Here is a 20,517-nt window from a genome sequence, read left to right on the forward strand (position 1 = left end):
CCCAGGTATCGATAAAATCAGGTTTCAGGCTCAAGCATGATGGTGGCGAGCGGTGGTAGTGTGACCTCTGCGCTAATGGTTCCTCCGGCAGAAACGGCTTGCACCCTGCCACCATTGCCCTTGCCGCTGCCGCCGTAGATTTCGGCGTCAGTATTCAGTATTTCGCGCCAGCGGCCCTCCTTCGGCAGAGGCACACGGTAGTTTTCCCTGTAGACCGGCGTGAAATTGGTAATGACGGCAACCGGCTTTTCTCCCGGCGCCTTGCGCAACCAGGCATAGACCGAATTGTCGGAATCATCCGCGATCAGCCATTCGAAGCCTTCACCCTCGCAATCGCGTGCATGCAGTGCAGGCTTGGAGCGGTAGGTGAAATTCAGATCGCGTACCAGACGGCGGACACCTTCATGCGGATGGTAATGCAGCAGGTTCCAGTCGAGCGAACGTGCCTCGCTCCACTCGCTCCACTGCGCAAATTCCTGTCCCATGAACAACAGCTTCTTGCCGGGATAGCCCCACATGAAGGCGTAATAGGCGCGCAGGTTGGCGAACTTCTGCCAGTCATCGCCTGCCATCTTGGCAATCAGCGACCCTTTGCCATGCACCACCTCATCGTGGGACAGCGGCAGAACGAAGTTTTCCGAATAGGCGTAGATCAGGCCAAATGTCAGTTCGTTATGGTGGAACTTGCGATGCACCGGCTCCCGCTTCAGGTAGCTCAGCGTATCGTGCATGAAGCCCATGTTCCACTTGAAGCCGAAGCCGAGGCCGCCTTCGTGCACGGGGTGCGAAACCTTGGGCCAGGATGTGCTCTCTTCGGCAATCGTCATCAGCCCCGCATGCGAGGCGTAGCTTGCGGAGTTCAGCTTCTGCAGGAAGCGAACGGCTTCAAGATTCTCGCGCCCGCCATACTCATTAGGGACCCACTCGCCTTCCTTGCGGGAATAATCGAGGTAGAGCATGGACGCGACCGCATCGACACGCAGGCCGTCTAGATGAAACTTTTCCGCCCAATAGAGCGCGTTATTGATGAGATAGGACAGAACTTCGATACGACCGAAATTATAGATCGCCGTATTCCAGTCCGGGTGGAAGCCCTGACGCGGATCGGCATGTTCGTAGAGGGCAGTGCCATCGAATTCCCGAAGACCATGGGCATCCGTCGGGAAGTGGGCGGGCACCCAATCGAGAATGACGCCAATACCCACCTTGTGGCAACCGTTGACGAAGCGGGCAAAGCCCTCCGGCTCGCCAAACCGCGCGGTCGGGGCGTAGAGCCCGGTGGTCTGGTAGCCCCAGGACGGGTCGAAGGGATGTTCGGTAATGGGCAGAAACTCGATATGGGTAAAGCCCATATCCGTGACATAGGGAATGAGTTCCGCCGCCAGTTCATCCCAGCTGAGAAAGGTTCCGTCTGGCCGTTTGCGCCAGGAGCCCGCATGAACCTCGTAGATCGAAATCGGCTGGCGGCGATGGTCGCATTCTGCCCAGAACTTGCGATGTGCCTCGTCTTCCCATTCCTGCACCAGTTCCGGTGCGGTTAGCGATGCCGTCTGTGGCCGAAGCTCCGCACGCCGTGCATAGGGGTCTGCCTTCAGGGGCAGGGGCACGCCATCCTTGCCGATGATCTCGAACTTGTAGGTACTGCCAGGCAGGACGTCGGGGGCAAAGATCTCCCAGATGCCGGTATCGACCCTCAGCCGCATGACATGGCGGCGACCGTCCCAATTGTTGAAGTCGCCGACCACGGAAACGCGCTTGGCATTGGGAGCCCATACGGCAAAGTGAAAACCTTCGGCGCCTTCGTGCTTCAGCGGATGTGCGCCCATCTTGTCGAAGAGGCGCAGGTGCGACCCTTCGCGAACGAAATAGTCATCCATGGGACCCAGCACCGGGCCAAAGCTGTAAGGATCGGTCAGCGCCCATTCCGCATCGCCCCGGCGCGCCCGGTAGCGCAGGGGCTTGAGCGTGGTGAGCGTCACCGGTCCTTCGAAAAAGCCTGCTTCGTGGCGAAGTCCAAGCTCACCCAGAATCGTTCCGTCCAGTGCCGTCACGGTCACGTTTTCGGCTCCGGGTATGAAGCAGCGGGCAATAATCCCGCTGCCTGACTTGTGCGGCCCAAGAACCGCGAAAGGATTTGCATGTGAACCGCTGATGAGCGCCTCGATCTCGGCAAGCGGAAGTTCACTCGGTGTTTGTCCGTTCTTGCCATTGGATGCGGGCGACTGGCTCATCATGCTCTCCAGATTTCCGACGCATACTGCCGGATGGTTCTGTCAGACGAGAACCAGCCCATGCGCGCCGTATTGCGAATGGTCTTGCCGTACCAGGACACGGGATCGGCCCAGATCTGGTCGACATCGCGCTGCGCCTTCGCATAGGCATCGAAGTCACCGGCCACCATGAACCAGTCATGGTTATAGATGCCATCGATGAGAGCCGTGAAGCGTGAACGATCATCGGGAGAGAAGACGCCGGACGAGATGGCCTGGAGCGCCTGGGCCAGTTCACGCGACTGCTCGATGATGGCCCGTGGATTGTGGCCTTCCGAGCGGACGCGGGCGACTTCGTCCGCCGTCATGCCGAAGATAACGATGTTTTCCTCGCCCACATGGTCGCGCATCTCGACGTTGGCGCCATCCAGTGTGCCGATTGTCAGTGCACCGTTCAGGCCGAACTTCATGTTGCCGGTACCGGAGGCTTCCATGCCCGCCGTCGAAATCTGTTCTGACAGATCCGCCGCCGGAACCATGACTTCCGCGAGCGAGACGTTGTAGTTCGGGATGAATACAACCTTCAGAAGCCCTCGGACAGCCGGGTCATTGTTGATGACACGCGCCACGTCGTTTGCCAGTTTGATGATCAGCTTGGCGTTGTGGTAGCTGGGCGCAGCTTTGCCCGCGAAGAACTTGACGCGCGGCACCCAATCCAGTTCCGGATGGGAGCGAATCTGATCGTACAGCGCAACCGCTTCGACGATATTCAAAAGCTGACGCTTATATTCGTGGATGCGCTTGATCTGGATGTCGAACATGGCCGACGGATCGATGCGAATGCCCATGCGGCCTGCCACGAGATTGGCAAGCTGCACCTTGTTCTGACGCTTCACCTCCGCGAATTTCTGCTGGAAGGCGCTGTCGTCGGCAAAGCTGTCCAGTGCGCGCAGGGCCTCGGTATTGTCCTCGAACTCAGGTCCGATGGCTTCACGCAGCAGGTTGGTCAGGCCCGGATTGCACTGCATCAGCCAGCGACGCGGGGTGATGCCGTTCGTCTTGTTGTTGATACGGTTGGGGTAAAGCGAATGGAGGTCGGCGAACACCGTTTCCTTCATCAGATCGGTATGGAGTGCCGAGACGCCATTGATGGAGTGCGAGCCCACGAAGGCAAGATTGCCCATGCGCACGCGCCGGTCGCCGCCTTCATCGATCAGCGATATCGCCCGGATCTGGCTGTCGCCGAACTTCTTTTCCTTGCGGGCATCCAGCAGGATCTTGGTATTGATCGCGTAGATGATCTGCATGTGGCGCGGCAGCAGACGCTCGAACAGCGGAACCGGCCAGCTTTCCAGAGCCTCGGGCAGCAGCGTGTGGTTGGTGTAGGAGAAGGTCTGGCGCGTCACGTCCCAGGCCAGATCGAAATCCATGCCGTGCACATCACACAAGAGACGGATCAGTTCAGCAATCGAAATGGCCGGGTGCGTGTCGTTCAGCTGGATCGACACCTTTTCGTGCAGGTTGGTAAAGTCCGGATACTGCTGGAGGTGACGGCGCAAAATGTCCTGCAGCGAAGCCGACGAGAAGAAATACTCCTGGCGCAGACGCAGCTCCTGTCCGGCCGGATTGGCATCTGCCGGATAGAGAACGCGGGTGAGTGTCTCCGCCTTGTTGCTTTCGCGCAGCGCACCGATGTGATCACCGGCGTTGAATGCGTCGAGCAGGATCGGATCGATCGGCTGGGCGGACCAGAGACGCAGCGTGTTGACGCGCTTGCCGCGCCAGCCAACGATTGGCGTGTCGTACGCCATGGCGATGAAACGTTCCGCAGGCTTCCAGACGAAACGCGGCGGATCATCATAGCCGCCGACACTTTCCACCGAGCCGCCAAAGCCGATTTCATAGGAGCTTTCACGCCGCTCGAATTCCCATGGATTGCCGTGTGCAAGCCAGTTTTCCGGCAGTTCCACCTGCCAGCCATCGGCCATCTGCTGGCGGAAAAGCCCGTGCACGTAGCGAATGCCGTAGCCATAGGCGGGAATATCGACCGTTGCCATGCTTTCCATGAAACAGGCTGCCAGTCGACCAAGACCCCCATTGCCGAGCGCCGCATCCGGTTCGAGGCCCGCAATCACATCGATATCGACACCCAAAGATGCGAGCGCATCCTTGATCTCGCTGAGAAGCTCCATGTTTGAAACGGCATCGCGCATCAGGCGGCCGATCAGGAACTCTAGCGATAGGTAGTAAACGCGCTTGTCGCCCGTCCGGTAGACCTTGCGCGTGGACTCCATCCACTTGTCGATGATTCGGTCACGAACCACGAGGATGGCCGCTGTGAGCCAGTCATGCGGCTTGGCAACCTTGGCGTCCTTACCGATGCGGTAGGTCAGGCGCTCTATGATCTCTTCCGCCATGATTTCGGGGCGGGAGCTGCGCGGTGCCGGTTGCGGGATTTCTACCGGAGGAAGCGTATTATTCATTGGGCTGCCAACTTTGCTGGAGGGAACGGTGGAGGAGGCGTTCGGTTCAGAATATGGCCTTTTCTTCAACGTCGAATATAATCGTTATGATGCACATGCGTTCAGAGGTCGCAATAGGGTTTGTCAGAGTTTTTCAAAGCGCTTTGGTCGATGCAAGGTCTTGAAGAAAAACGGAAAGGCGCTCGCATCTCTGCAAGCGCCTGTAAACCTTGAGAAGAATGTGTTGCGTCAATTTGTCAAGCGCGTTTGTGTCTTGGCTGCCTTTCGCCCAATGTCGCCGAATGCGGCCACGAGATCGGACATGTTTGACGATTCGTAGTAGCTTTCCTTGTTGCTGGCGCAGGCTTGCAGCAGGTCCTTGCCCTTGTCCGGTGCCATGAAGGCGACCGTGAAGACGGTGATCCCATCTGCCTTGGCTTGGGCGCAGGCGGTACGAACCTTGTCGTCGATGCCCTTGTTCCAGGCATTGCTATAGCCGGTCATCTCACCATCGGTCATCAGCACGATGAAACGGGAAAAGCTGTAATTCTGCTTTGCCTTATGCTGCGTTGCTTCTGTGACGTTGGCTTTCTGCAGATCCGAGAAGGCAACTGCCATGGCGCCGCTGGCATCCGTACCGCCTTCCGGAACGGCAGGCAGCGCAAGGACGTAATTCTTGGCGGTTGTGGTGCCCCAGGCCGGCTTCTGCTCTGTCTTGGTTTCGTGGGTATAGGAAACGGCACCAATGCGGATCAGCTTCTTGGCCTCTGTCTCCTGTGCCGTCGCATTGGTCTGATCGGGCGCTGCTGCCTTCAGCAGTTCGGTCGTCATCACGCCTGCCGCTGTTTTCAGCGCAGCGATCTTGGTCACGTAATTGGCCACTGTGCGCGTGCGCTGCTCATTATAAGTGCAGGAGTAGTAACCGCGCCAGTAATCGTAACAAGTGCCTTGAACAGTCGCCGTGTAGGTTTCCTGTTTGGTCGGCTTGAGCGGATCGACCGTCGTCGTATCCCAGGCCATGGAGCCGGACTCGTCCAGCACCAGATACATGGACAGTGCGTTTCCTTCGCGGGCGCTGGCCGAAATGCTGGAAACCGAAATCGGGATAGTTTCAAAGCCCAGAACACGCGTCAGGCCGCTCAACTGAACGTTCGCCTTGAGGGTCATCCGGACTTCGAAATTCTTGCTGGAGCCCCCCGTCGAGGTAATGGTTGCGCCGGTATTCATGTTCTTTTGCAGGTCGGCTTTCGCGGCAGCAATCTCGTCTTCAGACATGCCGCTTGACTGCAGATTGGCCAGATACTGACCGACCATTTCGTCCTTGGCCATCTTCGTGGCTTCGGCTTCGGTAATGTCGTCCTTGGACATTTTCGATGCTGCAGCCAGCGTTGCTGCGTCCGCGATGTTCTGGATCTCGGCCTTCTCGCGCATGACATTGGTGAGGTCCACAGCAACACCGCCGACGCCAATCGTCACCGGCAGCAGTATGGCCGTCATCATCGCAAAGTTGCCGGCTTCATCGGCAAGCAGATTTTTGAAGGTTGAGTAGTTCATCGCCTCGGTCCGTCCCATTCATTAGAACAGAATAACGATTACCGCCGACAGCTAACGAAACTCCTAATTGCATGCGTAAATTTTTAGCTGAACGCCCAAATGTGGTGCGATTCTGCTACTTGAGCGGGATAACGTCGACGGACTGTACCGTGCGATGCGTACCGTAGGATTTGAGAACACCCACAACGGGGGCGACGTCGGCATAGTCGCGTCCATAGCCGACGACGATATGATCTGCTCCTGCGGGAATGTTGTTGGTCGGATCAAGCTCTATGTAGCCGGTCGATTTTCCACACCAGATGCGCACCCAGGCATGCATGGCGTCGGCTCCTTCCAGACGCTCCTTGCCCGGTGGCGGAATGGTGCGCAGGAAGCCGCTCACATAACCGGCCGGAATTCCCAGACTTCTGAGCGCCACGATCATGATGTGGCTGAAATCCTGGCAGACGCCGCGCTTCAGCTTGAAAGCCTCCACCGGGGTCGTGTCCACGGTCGTTGCTTCGGCGTCGTACTTGAATTCCTTGAAGATGCGCGCGCAAAGCAGGTTCGCGATCTCCCGCACGGTCTGACCCGCTTTTGCGGTTTCTCGTGCAAAGGCTGCGATCTCAGCATTGTCTGGCAGTCGCGGGCTCTGGCCGGTGAAATGATGCGGCGCATGGGGATCGATCGAGCGAATCTCGGCAAGCTCCACCGCCAGATCCTTCAACTCCGGCGACAGGTCTGCCGTCAGCGGTGCGGCCTCGACCATCACGCGCGCCTGCATGCGGATGTCGAGCTTCTCGTGCTGTGCGCGCAGAAAAATGGAGGTTGCCTGCTGTCCGAAGAAATCGATGAAGTCGCTGCGCTCTTCCGCAGTCGGAGCAACGGTCACCGATCCCGCAATCAGGCGCTGCCGGTCCGGGATCGAGAGCGGCAGAAGGCGAAGGATGTGGCGAGCTCCCGAGGCGGGCGTGTCATAGAGATAGCCCATGTGGAGCGAGATATCGTAAAGCATGGGTTATCCGAAATAGGTTTGCGCGAGCAGATCGGAGAGTTTTTCCATCTCCGCCTCAAGACGCTCGTAGACATCCGGTGTCATTGCCTCCGGCGTCATGACCGCGAGGCCGGAATGCAGGCGCATGGATTCCCGGTCCAGCGCCGACATCTGGCCGGTGCCATACGGATGCGGTAATTGCTCGACTTCCGTCCGGATCTCGTTCAACTGGAAAAGGACAGAGCGCGGGTTGAGCGGATCGAGCGCCAGAAGATCGGTCACCGTCAGGCGAGCGGTGTTCACATTGTAGCGGCGGCGGTGGGTCATAACGCTGTCGCCGATCTCCAGCAGCATATCCAGCGCGCCGTCCGGTGCGTCGGGCCCGGACATGTGACCCAGCAGACGCGTCATGTGCAGGCCGCGTTCGAGATAGCGACCAATGGACAGGAAGCGCCAGCCGGTGAAGCGATACATGTTTTCGTGCACGAGACCGGCAAAGCCCGCCAGCTTGCGCAGGAGCACCGTCATCGCATGGGCGGCATCGTCGCCGTGCTGAACGCCTTCGTGGAAGCGGCGCGCTGTCTTTGCCAGATCGTTCAGCGCCAGCCAGCCATCGGGCGAGAAGCGATCACGGATATTGCTGGCAGAATAGATCGCGCTGTCGATGTTGCGAATGAGCGGCAGCGGCACCGCCTTCACCATGTCGATATCGACGCCTTTGAGATAGCGCGAGACATCGGCCAGCAGCGGCTGTTCAGGATCGGCGCTTTCGGCATAGCGCATATGCCACGAACGAAGGATGCGCAGCGCCCCTTCCGCCCGCTCGATATAGCGGCCAAGCCAGAACAAATTGTCGGCGGCGCGGCTTGGCAGGCTTCCCGGCATGTTGCGGGAAAAACTTTCCTCCGGCGGCAGCAGCGATGGCTTTTCGACCGGCTTGTCGGAGACGATCCAGACGTCTGCAGCGGTTCCGCCAGCCTGCATGGCAATCGCGGCCACATCGTCGCCAGAGCCAATGCGAGCAAAGCCACCCGGCATGATCTGCCAGCCATTTTCGGTGCGCGCTGCAAAGACGCGCAAGGACATGGGACGAGGCATCAGCCTGCCGTTGACATAGGCCGGTGTCGTGGAAAGCGTCACCGCTTCCTGACCCACCAGCTTGCCGCCTGCGGCATTCAGCCAGTCTTCAACGGATTGCTTGCCGCCCTTGCGGGTCGCCCCCAGAACCGACTGGTTGTTGTCGTCAAAGAAGGGTGCACGGGAATAGGCGGGTCCGATCACCATCTTCTCGATATTTTCCGCCACGTGCTGGCGCTCGCTCTTCTGGCCGCACCACCAGGTGGCGATGGAGGGCAGCTTGAGCTCTTCGCCCAGCAGATGGCGGCAGATGGTTGGCGTGAATGCGAGAAGTGCGCGCGTTTCCAGGATACCCGAGCCGAGCCCGTTGACGATTGTCACGGAGCCGGAGCGCAGTGCTTCCACCATTCCCGGCGTGCCGATGTGTGAATTCTGGTTCAGCTCCAGCGGATCGGCGTAAGGCGCGTCGAGACGGCGCCAGAGAACGCTGACAGGCTTCAGGCCTGCGACGGTGCGCACCATGACCCTGTTGTTGACGACGGTGAGATCCTCGCCCTCCAGCAGCATGAAGCCAAGATAGCGGGCGATATAGGCATGTTCGAAATAGGTTTCGTTGGCTGGGCCGGGTGTCAGAACGGCGATCCTGTCATCCGGATAGCGTTTCTGTGCCTGCAACGCATCGCGAAACGCTCCGAAGAAGGAGGCAAGCCGATGGACATGGCTTTCGCCATAGATATCGGAGAAGGCGCGGGTGGTGGCCACGCGGTTTTCCAGCGCGAAGCCAGCGCCAGACGGAGCTTGCGTGCGATCTGCCAGAACCCACCAGTTACCGTCCGGTCCGCGGCCGATCTCGAATGAGCAGAAATGCAGATGATAGCCGCTGGATGGTTTGATACCGACCAGAGGTCTCAGAAACTCGGGGTTTGAAGCAATCAGCGCCGGTGGCAGAATGCCTTCGCGCACCAGCCGGTTTTCGCCATAGATATCGGAAACGATCTTCTCCAGCAGGTCCGCGCGCTGGATCAGGCCTTCCGAGACCTTCTCCCACTCCTTGCCATCGATCACGACCGGCACATGCGAGATTGGCCACGCGCGCTCTGCACTTCCCTGTCCGGCATAGGAGCGATAGAAGACGCCCGCATCGCGCAGGTAGCGATCCGCGCGGGCAAAGCGTTCGTGCAATTCGCCTTCCGACATGCAGCTGAGCGAGGAAATCAGGTTTTGCCAGACCGGGCGGATCTGGCCGTCCCTGTCCAGCATTTCGTCAGATACGCCCGGCAAGGCCTGGTAGCCGAGGATGGGATCTCCTTCCACCGCCTCGGCTGCATAGTCCAGCTCTGTTACCGGGATCACTGACAATTCACACTCCTATCGGCCGACGCAGATCAAGCGTCAGCGGGAATTCGGCGGAGGGCAGCTCTGCCATCAACGTATAGCGGCCAGCCGTATGCCCCCAAGGTTCGAATCGCGCAAGCCTTCTTGCTTCCGCTTCGTTGCCATTCACCGGGAATGTCTCGTAATTGCGACCTCCGGGATGAGCGACATGGTAGACGCAGCCACCGATTGAGCGGTTCGACCATGTATCATAGATGTCGAAAGTGAGCGGCGAATTAACGGGCAGGACCGGGTGCAGGCCCGATGCCGGTTGCCATGCCTTGAAGCGGACACCGGCTACGGCGACCCCGGACGCACCTGTCGACGCAAGTGGGACATTGCGGCCATTGCATGCCACGCGGTAGCGCGATGGATTGCTGGTCTCCAGCCGGACCTGAAGACGCTCGACCGAGGAATCGACGTAACGCACGGTACCGCCGATCGCGCCCTGTTCGCCCATGACATGCCATGGCTCCAGCGCCTGCCGGATTTCCAGTTTCGCGCCCTCATATTCCACTTCGCCGAAGAAGGGGAATCGGAATTCCAGCTGGGCGGTGAACCATTCGGGGCGCAGATCGAAACCGTTGTCACGAAGATCGGCGATAACGTCCATGAAATCTGCCCAAACGAAGTGCGGCAGCATGAAACGGTCGGCAAGCGCCGTTCCCCAGCGGACGAAGGACCCCTGTGCCGGGTTCTTCCAGAAACGCGCAATCAATGCCCGCACCAGCAATTGCTGAGCCAAAGACATGCGTGCGTTCGGCGGCATTTCGAAACCGCGGAACTCGACCAGGCCCAGGCGTCCTGTCGGGCCATCTGGGGAGAACAGCTTGTCGATGCAGATTTCCGAACGATGGGTATTGCCGGTGACATCCGTCAGGAGATTGCGGAACAGGCGGTCCACCAGCCAGGGCAGGGGAGGCACACCCTGGCCGGGCGCCGGCACCTGCGCCAGCGCGATTTCCAGCTCGTAGAGGCTGTCGTGGCGAGCTTCGTCGATACGTGGGGCCTGACTGGTCGGGCCGATGAACAGGCCCGAGAAGAGGTAGGAGAGGGAGGGGTGCCGCTGCCAGTGGAGCACAAGGCTCTTCAAAAGGTCCGGCCTGCGCAGGAAGGGGCTGTCATTCGGATTTGCACCGCCGACGACCACATGATTACCACCGCCGGTGCCGGTGTGGCGGCCATCGATCATGAACTTGTCCGCACCCAGACGGCTCAGGCGGGCTTCCTCGTAGATGGCGGTGGTAATCTCCACGCATTCCTTCCAGTTGGAAGCCGGATGGATGTTGACCTCGATGACGCCCGGATCTGGCGCAACGCGGATGACATTCAGCCGCTCATCATGCGGTGGCGTATAGCCCTCGATATGAACCGGCAGATTGAGCGCCCTCGCAGCACGTTCCGCCGAGGCGACGAGATCGAGATATTCCTCCAGCGCGGCGGTCGGTGGCATGAAGACGCAGACCCGTCCATCGCGCACTTCCACGGAGATGGCAGTGCGCACGCGCCCGCCGATTTCCTCATAGGATTGGCCGAGCTGGGTCTGCTGCGCAATATCGGGCCGCAGCGAATGCTCCGGCATGACGCGACCCTTCTCCGTCGAGAAGTCTGGAAGAGGCGGACGCTCGACGCTTGGATCGACCGGATTGATGTAGGGATACCAGGAGGGCGCAATATAGGGCAGCGAGTTCAGCGGCAGGCGGAAGCCGACAGGGCTGTCGCCCGGAATGAGATAAAGCCGCCCGCGGCGTGTGCGCCATTTTTCGCTGACCCAGCTGCGGCCTGAAGCGCGCGTCTGCCAGGCCTGAACCGGCAAGACATAACCGGCCGGACTTGTCAGTCCCTGGGAGAAGACCTTGGCGATGCGGTTTCTTTCTTCCGGGTCTTTGAGTTTGGAATTAGCCGGATCGACATTGTCGGGCAGGTTCGCTTCCTTGATGATCCATTCCGCCGGATCTTCATAGGCAGGCGCCACATTCTCCGTCGAAAGGTCCAGCTCCAGCGCAATCGCCTGAAGAAGCTTGGCCGCGTCTTCGTGGGTTACCTCGTGATCGCGCTTCTCGATGGCGATCAGATCCGGGTCTGACCAGATGGGCAGTCCGTCCTTGCGCCAGTAAAGCGAGAAGGTCCAGCGCGGCAGGCTTTCGCCCGGATACCATTTTCCCTGACCGTAATGCAGAAATCCACCGGGGGCGAAGCGCTCGCGCAGCTTGCGGATCAGCACATCGGCACGGTCGCGCTTGGTGGGGCCAACGGCTGCGGTGTTCCACTCCTCTGACTGGAAGTCATCGATGGACACGAAGGTCGGTTCGCCGCCCATGGTGAGGCGCACATCCTGCGCCTTGAGCACGGCGTCGACCTGTTCGCCCAGTGCATTCAGCGCATCCCAGCTTTCATCGGAAAACGGCTTGGTGATCCGCGGGTGTTCGGCAACGCGCGAGACCTTCATGTCGAAGTCGAAGCTGGTTTCCGCCTCGCCGTAATAGCCGCCCGAAATTGGGGCTGCGTTCTTATAGTGTGGCGTGGCGGCCAACGGAATATGGCTTTCGCCTGTCAGCAGGCCCGAGGTCGGGTCCAGACCCACCCAACCGGCGCCGGGAAGATAAACCTCCGCCCAGGCATGCAGATCGGTGAAATCCACCTCAGTGCCGGAGGGGCCATCAAGGGCTTTGAGGTCTGGCGTCAACTGGATGAGGTAGCCGGAAACGAAGCGTGCCGCCAAACCCAGATGGCGTAGAATCTGCACCAGAAGCCAGCTTGTATCACGGCAGGATCCCTTGGCGCGCTCCAGCGTTTCCTCAGGCGTCTGCACGCCGGGTTCCATGCGAACGATATAGCCGATTTCGCGCTGCAGGCGGGCGTTCAGCCCCACCACCATGTCAACGGTCGGCTGTTCAGGGCTCTTGTCGATCGTCTCCAGGAACTTTGTCAGGAGAGGGCCGGTCGGCTCCGGCTTTCGATAGATCGAAAGGTCCTCGGCCAGATTTTCGGGGTAGTCGAAGGGCCACTTCGTCGCTTCCTCTTCGACAAAGAAGTCGAAGGGGTTGTAGACCGTCATGTCGGCGATCAGGTCGACTTCGATCTTGAATTCCGTCACGGGATCCGGAAACACGAAGCGAGCGAGATAATTTCCGTAAGGGTCTTGCTGCAGGTTTACGAAGTGATTTTCGGGGGTCACCTTCAGCGAATGGCTGAGAACGCGCGTTCGGGAATGGGCTGCGGGCTTCAGGCGAATGATCTGCGGTCCCAATCGAACCGGCTTGTCATACATATAATGCGTAAGATGGTAGATGCTGGCTTTGATGGACATGAAACTCCTTGCCGGGCCGCAAACAGATACCCGTCACCGAACTGCGGGTTCAAGTTTGTGCAATGCAGGAGAATAAAGCAAGGTGTTTCAAGTTGCCGACAGGCGCGTGCAGCTCGTCACAACAGTAGAGACAAGCCATGCGCTGCAAATCGCCGTGAGCTCATCTTGCAGGCGAAAGATTTTCCATTCGCCTTGTTTTGCCGAATGCCCAAATATAATTCGCGCTGCAAAAGCCTTGGGCGGGATGCTGCATTCAGAATCGTGTCGCGTCTGCTGCAAAAGGAATGAGCTGCGAAATTGCTTAATTTCGCAGCTCATGATTAAAAATTAGACGATTTAGCCTTTTCAGTAGGCAGATCAATCAGGACGGCTTGCCTGCTGAAGGAGCAGAGTCCTTGATTGCCTCGGCATGATACCAGCCGCCACCGAAAGCCAGATCGCAAAGAGCGGGGTTGGCTTCCACAGCCTTCTTCTCGATCCGCGCCATGAAATCGCGGCGGCCTCTGAGGCCTCCAACCGGAAACTGAATGATCTGTGCGGTATGCTCGGGGCTTGCTGTTGTCATGGTCTTATCCTTGGTGCATTTTTCCGTCCGGATATGCTTTTGCCTATTTTTTATGCTTGATGCTTTAATTTGCACCATTTTTGGTGCGCTTATTTTGTTCAGAATGCATTATTTTTGCGCAAAACGCAAGTGGCAATCTGGCTGTGTGCGGCCTCCGCTTCTGTAATCTCGCGCCTGCCTCCATTGGATAACGGCATAGGATCGGAGGAGTTCCGTTTGCCCTCATTCCGGGGGCCTCGCAGGGTGCAGCCCTTGTTCGCTGCAGCGAATCGCAGAACGCGACTCAAACTGGCACGGCTTATGCATTGCTATGGGCAGTCCTGGCGGTGCGCCCATGAAGGGAAGCGCGAAACAGGATGTGCTCACAACGCGCAGCATAAGAAACGAGAGATCACTATGACGAAATACAAGCTCGAGTACATTTGGCTGGATGGTTACAAGCCGGTGGCAAACCTTCGCGGCAAGACCCAGATCAAGGAATTCGATACATTCCCGACGCTTGAGCAGCTGCCGCTTTGGGGCTTCGATGGCTCTTCGACGATGCAGGCCGAAGGTCATAGCTCCGATTGCGTTCTGAAGCCGGTTGCGATCTATCCCGATCCGGCCCGTACGAACGGCGCTCTCGTTATGTGCGAAGTCATGATGCCGGATGGCGTCACGCCGCATCCGTCGAACAGCCGCGCAACGATCCTGGACGACGATGGCGCCTGGTTCGGTTTCGAGCAGGAATACTTCTTCTACGAAAACGGCCGTCCGCTCGGCTTCCCTGAGCAGGGTTATCCAGCTCCGCAGGGTCCTTACTACACGGGCGTCGGCTACAAGAACGTTGGTTCCGTTGCCCGCGAGATCGTCGAAGAGCATCTCGACCTCTGCCTCGCTGCCGGCATCAACCACGAAGGCATCAATGCCGAAGTGGCCAAGGGCCAGTGGGAATTCCAGGTATTCGGCAAGGGCTCCAAGAAGGCTGCCGACCAGATCTGGGTTGCACGCTACCTGCTGCTTCGTCTCTGCGAAAAGTATGGCATCGACGTCGAATTCCACTGCAAGCCGCTCGGCGATACGGACTGGAACGGCTCGGGCATGCACTGCAACTTCTCCACGACCTACATGCGTGAAGTTGGCGGCAAGGAATATTTCGAAGCGCTCATGGCAGCCTTTGCCAAGAACTGGAAAGAGCACATCGACGTTTACGGCCCGGACAACCACCTGCGTCTGACCGGCAAGCACGAAACGGCTCCGTGGAACAAGTTCTCCTACGGCGTTGCCGACCGTGGCGCCTCCATCCGCGTTCCGCATTCCTTCGTCAACAACGGCTACAAGGGTTACCTGGAAGACCGTCGTCCGAATTCACAGGGTTGCCCGTACCAGATCGCTTCGCGCGTTCTGGCAACGATCGCAGAAGTCCCGACGGCTGCTTCGGCTGCTGCCTGAGCCTATCGGCCCTGATCATAACGAAACGGCGTCGGGTCATCCCGGCGCCGTTTTCGTTTTCTCAGTATTGATTTTTACAGGTTTCAGGCCTCGCCCACGGCTTCGCGGCGGCGGCGATCCAGTTCTTCGGAGTATCGCCGCAATGTGTGCGCTTCGCTGAGCTGGCCGATGACGCGCCGGTCGATGAGATTGTTGATAACCGGCAGAGCCTCCGCATGGGCCTGATCGAAGATTTCAGCCGCCTGCTTCGCGTTCATGTTCGGCAACAGGAAGTCGTTCTCGAACTGGAGAAAATCCTTGACCTCGCTCCGTGGCTTCGTGCTTTCGACCTCCTCGGCGTAAACCTCCGGTATCGATACAATGCCGGCATAGCGGTCGTTATCATCCAGCAGAATGGCGCGTTTGGCTGAGCCGAGCGGAAAAGCTTCCCGGAATTCTGCCAAGGACACACCCAGCTTCGCGCATTTCACATCGGAACGCATAAGCTTGTCGACGGTCAGGTTGCGGATCCAGCCGACATCATGGGCCGAGCGGATGCTTTCCCCCCGCAGGTGGAAACGCCATGTCGCGAATGAGTAGCCGAATGTATTTCGCACGACGAGCGATGAGGTGATGACGGCCGCCAGAACGAGGGCCGTGATGGGAAAGTCTGCCGTGATTTCCAGCGCCAGGAAGGTCATGGTCAGCGGGCCGCCGATGATTGCAACGGCCAGCGCACTCATTCCCACCACCGCCAGCACGGTCGGCGTCAGGGAACCGGTCGTGATGAAGTCAGCAGGCATGGCAAATATCTTGCCAAGCAATGCGCCCATGAAGAGCGATGCGAAGAACAGGCCACCACGGAAGCCGGACCCGATCGACACCGCCGAGGCGACCGATTTGAGCAGGAAGAGGCCAATAAGCACCTGCACCGGGGCCTGGCTATCCAGATTGATGTGAAGCGCGCCATGTCCGGCGGAAAGAACCTGCGGCGTTATCATGGCCATCAGCCCGATCAGGATTCCTCCAAGCGCCGGTCGCAGGTAGGGAGGAAGCGAACTCTTGCGCGCCGTTTCCTCAATGAAGGCGACGCCCTGCATGATCAGGATACCGACGCCTGCGCAGATTGCGCCGAGCGCAATGGCCGGGATGTAATCCGCTGGCGTGATCGTCCCGATTTCACCGACTTCGATCAAAAAGCTGTCGCCGGAAAACCCGCGCGCCACGAAGGTTGCCACGATGGCCGAGACGACGACAGGCGCCAGGGCGACCATGCTGTAGGTGCCGATGATGAGCTCGAACGCATAGAAGGCGCCGGTGAGCGGTGCATTGAAGGCGGCGGCGATGGCGCCGGCGGCACCGCAACCAACGAGGACGCGCATGTCTTCCCGCCGCAATTTGAGCTTGGAGCCGAGCTTCGATGCGAGACCGGCGGAGAGCTGGGTGTAGCCGGCTTCCAGTCCGACAGAGGCTCCGAAGCCGTTGGAGATCAGGTTCTGCACCGCGACGATCACGCTGTCGGTCAGCGAGATGCGCCCGCCATAGAGCGCGTTGGCCTCGATGGGGTCAACCATTGCGCGCTTTCGCCGTCGCGACAGGATGAACAGGACGCAGCCAAGGACAATGCCGCCGACAATGGGCGCGCACAGGACGATGAGTTTGTTTTCGATCTCCGAGGCGCTCAGCCACTCGCTCATTTCGATGCCGAAGATCAGGCTGTGCAATGCCTTGGAAATCCAGCTCATGCCGCTGACCGCACAGCCTGCGCCGATGCCGATCAGAATGCCGGAAAAGATCAGTCCGATCTCGGAGCCGCGCGTGAAGGCCTTCCTTTTCAGGAGCTTGCCCCAGGTTTGGCCAAACTTGAATATCGCTCCGGGAGCCAGCGTCTGCATCGAGCCTGCAGCCTTCCTGTTCATGATTTTACATCAGCGCCAAACAGCGCCTATGCCTTGGGCCTCTCTACCCGGCAATTGGAGCCAAGGCGTCAAGTGTCAAGCGCGGTCAGTGCAAGCTGTGGGCGCTTATAGGAGTGGGAAAGCGACGATTTCATGAACGCGCGGTTCAGAAGCTGTTCAGTTTTCACTTCCTAATCTCCTCACTATCGAAACTGAGGTGACGATCATGAAGTCTATGTTTTTGGCTGCCGCAATCCTTGCTGCCGGCGCGGTTGCCGCCGAAGCGCAACCCATGCCCGTCGCACCAAAAGTCGTTCCGGCGAATGGTGCAGCATCTGGCTTGATTGAGAAGGTCGACTGGGCCTGCGGGCGCGGCTGGAGATTGAACCGCTGGGGTGAGTGCGTACCGCGCCGCCCACCGCCACCGCCGCGCTATCACCGCCCGCCGCCGCCACCGCCAGGCTGGGGTTGGGGCCCGCCGCCGCGCCATCATCACCATCACGGTGGGTGGGATCGCCGCTGGGGTGGTCCGCCGCGCTGGTAAAGTCCAACGCGAGCCGGGTGCAGGATCTGCTGCCCGGCTCCAGGGCCTGATATCAGCTCGTAATGCGCGATGAACTGATGATTTTCATGAAGAGCGCGCTCATGGCCTGGGATATGCCTTCCGACGGGCTGACTTCAAAGAAATAGCCGGAAGATGCGCAGCTCTGCATGCGTGAAGCGATCTCTGCCTGGAACGGGCTGATCCAGTCATTGTACCACTGGTTGGTCGGCAAAGGCAGATAGGTGGTATAGAGAACGGCGACCTTATAGCCCTGGTCCTTCAACGCCTGGCAGGCATCGGGATTGATGGGTTCCTGGCAACGTCCACCCGTCAGCTTCTTGGTGCAGCCAACAGGCTTGTAGCTGTCGTTGACGCCATCCGAGACAAAGAAGACGATTTTCTCCGGCGATGTCGAGGTGGCACCAGTGCCCGCCGGGCCGATGACTTTCGCGATGTTCTGCATCGCAAGGGTGAAATCCGTCTGCTGGTCGTTATTATAGCCCTGATAGGGGATCGACATCAGATCTATCATGCTGGCCTTGTTCTTGGCCGTCTTGAGATCCGAGGTCAGGTTCGCCACTTCCATCAGCTTCGTATCTTCCGCCTTCTGGCCGAAAGTATAGACCGCCATACGGAACTGATTGGACACCTTGCGCGCGCTCGTTGCCGTGTCCATCAAGGCGGCCGTTGCCTGCGCAACGACGTTGATGCGCGTCGTGACACCCAGTTGCTTGGCAAGATTGTAATAGCTGTTCGGGTCTTCGACGCCATTGTTGACGATATGGCAAGCGAAGGCGCATTTATCGCCCGTATTAGCCACCATGGTGGAGATGTCGGATGGCGTGGCCGCCACGCCCATGGAAGGCGTGTTGTCCAGCAACAGATAGAAATCGCGGTAGGTCGCCGTCTTATAGGCAGCGGTTGCCGTTCCGCTGATGGTGATCTTGTTTTGGCCGAGTGCCATCAGCAATGACGTCGGTACCTCTGCGGAATAGGTGATCTTTGACGTCAGGTCGACCCCTGATCGCGATACAGTCGCAGACACATTCGTCAGTGTGTAGGGTCTGTTGCCCGTTATTTCGCCGCTGAACAGGTTCTTGGCGTCGGTTTCCGCATCAAGGATTTCGCCATCACCGGTCATCGACATGGCTTTCTTGTAGCCGGCCGAGTTATCCGAGATTGCCGCCAGCGCCGCAGCGTCAGCGGCAGACTGAAGCTCGTTCTTGGCAGCCAGTGCATTGGCAAAGTCGACGCTCAAACCGGCAACGGCGGCAAGTGGAACCATGAGGAGCGCGCTCATGATCCCAAAATTTCCGCTGCGATCTTTCAGAATGCTTCGCATGGTTCTGTCTCAGGTTTCGGCAGTTCCCTCCGGTATTATGGTGCTGCAGTATAAATTTCATGAATCTAATGTTGTTCGACCTGATCGGAAACATCCATTGGTAATAATGGATGAATGGATAATGTTAATTTTGTTGCATCTCTCTGACGTAACGTAATTTTTGCTCAGGTTGCGCTTGGATTATTCTTTCGGTTGTGATTGTACACGCAATGCGGGTAGGTGAGCGCTTCTCATTGATAAGGAAGGGTCATGCTCAAGAGTTGAGCCATGCAGTAACCGGCCGCTTCATGAATACGGTTGCTCAGCTTCAGGTCGGTAACGCGAGATGCTCAACAGTTGCCCTATGATGCCACCGACGGCAGTGCAGTTCATGCGCGTCTGAGGGATGGACGAAGGACAGCCACCCTTGTGCTCGGCGCCTGTGGACGCGGCTGTTCACTGCGACCAGAGGTGAGCGATGAGCCTGGACTATTTGACTCGTGCGGTGAAGATGGGTCAGCGCAGCCGTCGGCGGATGCGCAAGCATGGCCAGAACATGAAGGGCGACAGGCTCTGGAGCCGGGAGGAGGAGGCGGTCCTCATTGCTCATCAAGGCGAGTACGATCTGATGAGCAAGCTTCTGCCGCACCGTTCGCGCGCCGCGATTGCCAGTCGCTGCCAGTTGCTGGGGCTTCGCCGGAAGATCCATGTCTGGACCGCCGCAGAGCTTGCAAAGCTGCGTCGGCTTTATCCCGTTGCCAGCGTCCAGGAAATCGAAGAGGCCTTTCCGCACTCCAGCTGGACGAATATCTGCCAGGTGGCGCGCTATCACGGATTTTGTCGCGCGGTCCGGTCAACCTACAAAAGCACAGGTCATCCCGCACTTGATGACGTGCGACAGCGTTGCCTGGAAATTCGCTGGACAATGAAGGATCTCGACAAGGCGGCTCGCACAGGTTGCTATTTTCAGCGCGCCGGATGGATCGGCAAGAAGATAAACTACCGGGCACTCGGGCGTGCCATAGAGGCCTTGGACGGCGTTATTGAATGCCGATGGAAAGAATAGCCTTGGCCCTCCGCCCTGCCCATGTTCACGGGGGCGAACAAAATTTCGTGCCCTAAAACCAAAAGGCCTTCAGATCGCTCTGAAGGCCTTTTTGAATGGGAATGGTGGGCGTGACAAGGATCGAACTTGTGACCCCTACGATGTCAACGTAGTGCTCTCCCGCTGAGCTACACGCCCTTCCGTGGCGGCGGATAGACCATAAAAGCGGCCGACCCGTCAACCGCTTTTTTGCATCTTCGTGACGTTTTTTTGAAGCGTCAGAAAGAAGCCCGGAAAACCGGGGTCAAGCGGCCAGAAGCTTGTTCACTTCGTCCACAAGGTCACGCAGGTGGAAGGGCTTGGAAAGCACCTTGGCGTCCTTCGGAGCCTTCGAATCGGAGTTCAGGGCAACGGCGGCGAAGCCGGTGATGAACATGACCTTGAGATCCGGGTCGAGTTCGGTGGCGCGACGCGCCAGCTCGATACCATCCATCTCAGGCATCACGATATCGGTCAGAAGCAGGGAGAACGGCTCCTCGCGCAGGCGGTCATAAGCGCTTGCTCCATTGTCGAAGGAGGTCACCTTGTAACCGGCCTTTTCCAGCGCCTTGACCAGGAAGCGGCGCATATCATTGTCATCTTCGGCGAGAAGGATCTTTTGCATCATCAGGACCGTTAATGGGTTTCTCTTGAATTAGGGCTTTGACGGTAGCTTTTCGCCAGTAAAAAACCGGTGAACGATAACCGTCAGATGCCTTCTTTATGGATTTACAT

Annotated in this window: 13 protein-coding genes and 1 tRNA gene; 3 read left to right on the top strand and 11 right to left on the bottom strand. The window is 58.6% G+C overall.

Annotated elements, in window-relative coordinates; genetic code table 11:
* Positions 1-17: 17 nt before the first annotated feature.
* The 7 genes from glgB to G6N80_RS14285 form a co-directional block, all read right to left on the bottom strand.
* On the bottom strand, positions 18-2,231 hold the full coding sequence (glgB, locus tag G6N80_RS14255) for a 1,4-alpha-glucan branching protein GlgB (RefSeq protein ID WP_165134673.1): 2,214 nt from the start codon (positions 2,229-2,231) through the stop codon (positions 18-20).
* Positions 2,231-4,693, bottom strand: a complete 2,463-nt coding sequence (locus G6N80_RS14260) for a glycogen/starch/alpha-glucan phosphorylase (RefSeq protein ID WP_062555745.1) — start codon at positions 4,691-4,693, stop codon at positions 2,231-2,233. Before G6N80_RS14260 ends, glgB begins: the two co-directional genes overlap by 1 nt.
* A gap of 228 nt (positions 4,694-4,921) precedes the next feature.
* Complete coding sequence (locus G6N80_RS14265; RefSeq protein WP_062555744.1) at positions 4,922-6,226, bottom strand: vWA domain-containing protein; 1,305 nt, start codon at positions 6,224-6,226, stop codon at positions 4,922-4,924.
* Positions 6,227-6,341: 115 nt separating this feature from the next.
* Positions 6,342-7,220 carry a transglutaminase family protein gene (locus G6N80_RS14270; protein WP_062555743.1) on the bottom strand — a complete coding sequence of 293 codons (879 nt, stop codon included), beginning with the start codon at positions 7,218-7,220 and terminating at the stop codon, positions 6,342-6,344.
* 3 nt (positions 7,221-7,223) lie between these two features.
* On the bottom strand, positions 7,224-9,626 hold the full coding sequence (locus G6N80_RS14275; protein ID WP_425503928.1) for a circularly permuted type 2 ATP-grasp protein: 2,403 nt from the start codon (positions 9,624-9,626) through the stop codon (positions 7,224-7,226).
* Positions 9,627-9,636: 10 nt separating this feature from the next.
* Positions 9,637-12,960 carry a transglutaminase family protein gene (locus G6N80_RS14280; protein WP_062555742.1) on the bottom strand — a complete coding sequence of 1,108 codons (3,324 nt, stop codon included), beginning with the start codon at positions 12,958-12,960 and terminating at the stop codon, positions 9,637-9,639.
* Between the two features lie 361 nt (positions 12,961-13,321).
* Entirely contained in the window at positions 13,322-13,525 is a 204-nt protein-coding gene (locus G6N80_RS14285) for a DUF2735 domain-containing protein (RefSeq protein WP_062555741.1), read from the bottom strand.
* A 396-nt stretch (positions 13,526-13,921) separates the two neighbouring features.
* On the opposite strand from G6N80_RS14285, the gene G6N80_RS14290 reads away from it, so the two are divergent.
* Positions 13,922-14,956 carry a glutamine synthetase beta-grasp domain-containing protein gene (locus G6N80_RS14290; protein WP_062555740.1) on the top strand — a complete coding sequence of 345 codons (1,035 nt, stop codon included), beginning with the start codon at positions 13,922-13,924 and terminating at the stop codon, positions 14,954-14,956.
* Positions 14,957-15,039: 83 nt separating this feature from the next.
* Here the strand turns inward: G6N80_RS14290 and G6N80_RS14295 are convergent, their stop codons facing one another.
* A complete protein-coding gene (locus G6N80_RS14295) occupies positions 15,040-16,830 on the bottom strand; it encodes a chloride channel protein (RefSeq protein ID WP_165137089.1) in 1,791 nt (596 codons plus the stop codon).
* Positions 16,831-17,059: 229 nt separating this feature from the next.
* Between G6N80_RS14295 and G6N80_RS14300 the strand changes: the two genes are divergently transcribed.
* A complete protein-coding gene (locus tag G6N80_RS14300) occupies positions 17,060-17,377 on the top strand; it encodes a hypothetical protein (RefSeq protein ID WP_062555739.1) in 318 nt (105 codons plus the stop codon).
* Positions 17,378-17,429: 52 nt separating this feature from the next.
* Here the strand turns inward: G6N80_RS14300 and G6N80_RS14305 are convergent, their stop codons facing one another.
* Positions 17,430-18,719: a TadE/TadG family type IV pilus assembly protein gene (locus G6N80_RS14305; RefSeq protein WP_062555738.1), complete on the bottom strand. Its 1,290-nt coding sequence runs from the start codon at positions 18,717-18,719 to the stop codon at positions 17,430-17,432.
* Between the two features lie 457 nt (positions 18,720-19,176).
* Between G6N80_RS14305 and G6N80_RS14310 the strand changes: the two genes are divergently transcribed.
* Positions 19,177-19,764, top strand: coding sequence for a hypothetical protein (locus G6N80_RS14310; protein ID WP_165132425.1), 588 nt, complete (start codon positions 19,177-19,179; stop codon positions 19,762-19,764).
* Positions 19,765-19,866: 102 nt separating this feature from the next.
* Here G6N80_RS14310 and G6N80_RS14315 read toward each other — a convergent pair.
* Both G6N80_RS14315 and cpdR1 read right to left on the bottom strand, forming a co-directional pair.
* A tRNA-Val gene (locus G6N80_RS14315) sits at positions 19,867-19,941 on the bottom strand.
* Between the two features lie 106 nt (positions 19,942-20,047).
* The gene (gene cpdR1 / locus G6N80_RS14320) at positions 20,048-20,410 is read right to left on the bottom strand and encodes a response regulator CpdR1 (protein ID WP_062555736.1); all 363 of its coding nucleotides are present in this window, start codon (positions 20,408-20,410) and stop codon (positions 20,048-20,050) included.
* Positions 20,411-20,517 lie beyond the last annotated feature (107 nt).

Source organism: Rhizobium rhizoryzae (genome assembly GCF_011046895.1).
Taxonomy (GTDB): Bacteria; Pseudomonadota; Alphaproteobacteria; order Rhizobiales; family Rhizobiaceae; genus Neorhizobium; species Neorhizobium rhizoryzae.

What these genes read in the sequence shown, in the direction of transcription:
- glgB (WP_165134673.1), bottom strand. Translation starts at nt 2,231, where the DNA reads ATGAGCCAGTCGCCCGCATCCAATGGCAAGAACGGACAAACACCGAGT.
- G6N80_RS14260 (WP_062555745.1), bottom strand. Translation starts at nt 4,693, where the DNA reads ATGAATAATACGCTTCCTCCGGTAGAAATCCCGCAACCGGCACCGCGC.
- G6N80_RS14265 (WP_062555744.1), bottom strand. Translation starts at nt 6,226, where the DNA reads ATGAACTACTCAACCTTCAAAAATCTGCTTGCCGATGAAGCCGGCAAC.
- G6N80_RS14270 (WP_062555743.1), bottom strand. Translation starts at nt 7,220, where the DNA reads ATGCTTTACGATATCTCGCTCCACATGGGCTATCTCTATGACACGCCC.
- G6N80_RS14280 (WP_062555742.1), bottom strand. Translation starts at nt 12,960, where the DNA reads ATGTCCATCAAAGCCAGCATCTACCATCTTACGCATTATATGTATGAC.
- G6N80_RS14285 (WP_062555741.1), bottom strand. Translation starts at nt 13,525, where the DNA reads ATGACAACAGCAAGCCCCGAGCATACCGCACAGATCATTCAGTTTCCG.
- G6N80_RS14290 (WP_062555740.1), top strand. Translation starts at nt 13,922, where the DNA reads ATGACGAAATACAAGCTCGAGTACATTTGGCTGGATGGTTACAAGCCG.
- G6N80_RS14295 (WP_165137089.1), bottom strand. Translation starts at nt 16,830, where the DNA reads ATGCAGACGCTGGCTCCCGGAGCGATATTCAAGTTTGGCCAAACCTGG.
- G6N80_RS14300 (WP_062555739.1), top strand. Translation starts at nt 17,060, where the DNA reads ATGAAGTCTATGTTTTTGGCTGCCGCAATCCTTGCTGCCGGCGCGGTT.
- G6N80_RS14305 (WP_062555738.1), bottom strand. Translation starts at nt 18,719, where the DNA reads ATGCGAAGCATTCTGAAAGATCGCAGCGGAAATTTTGGGATCATGAGC.
- G6N80_RS14310 (WP_165132425.1), top strand. Translation starts at nt 19,177, where the DNA reads ATGAGCCTGGACTATTTGACTCGTGCGGTGAAGATGGGTCAGCGCAGC.
- cpdR1 (WP_062555736.1), bottom strand. Translation starts at nt 20,410, where the DNA reads ATGATGCAAAAGATCCTTCTCGCCGAAGATGACAATGATATGCGCCGC.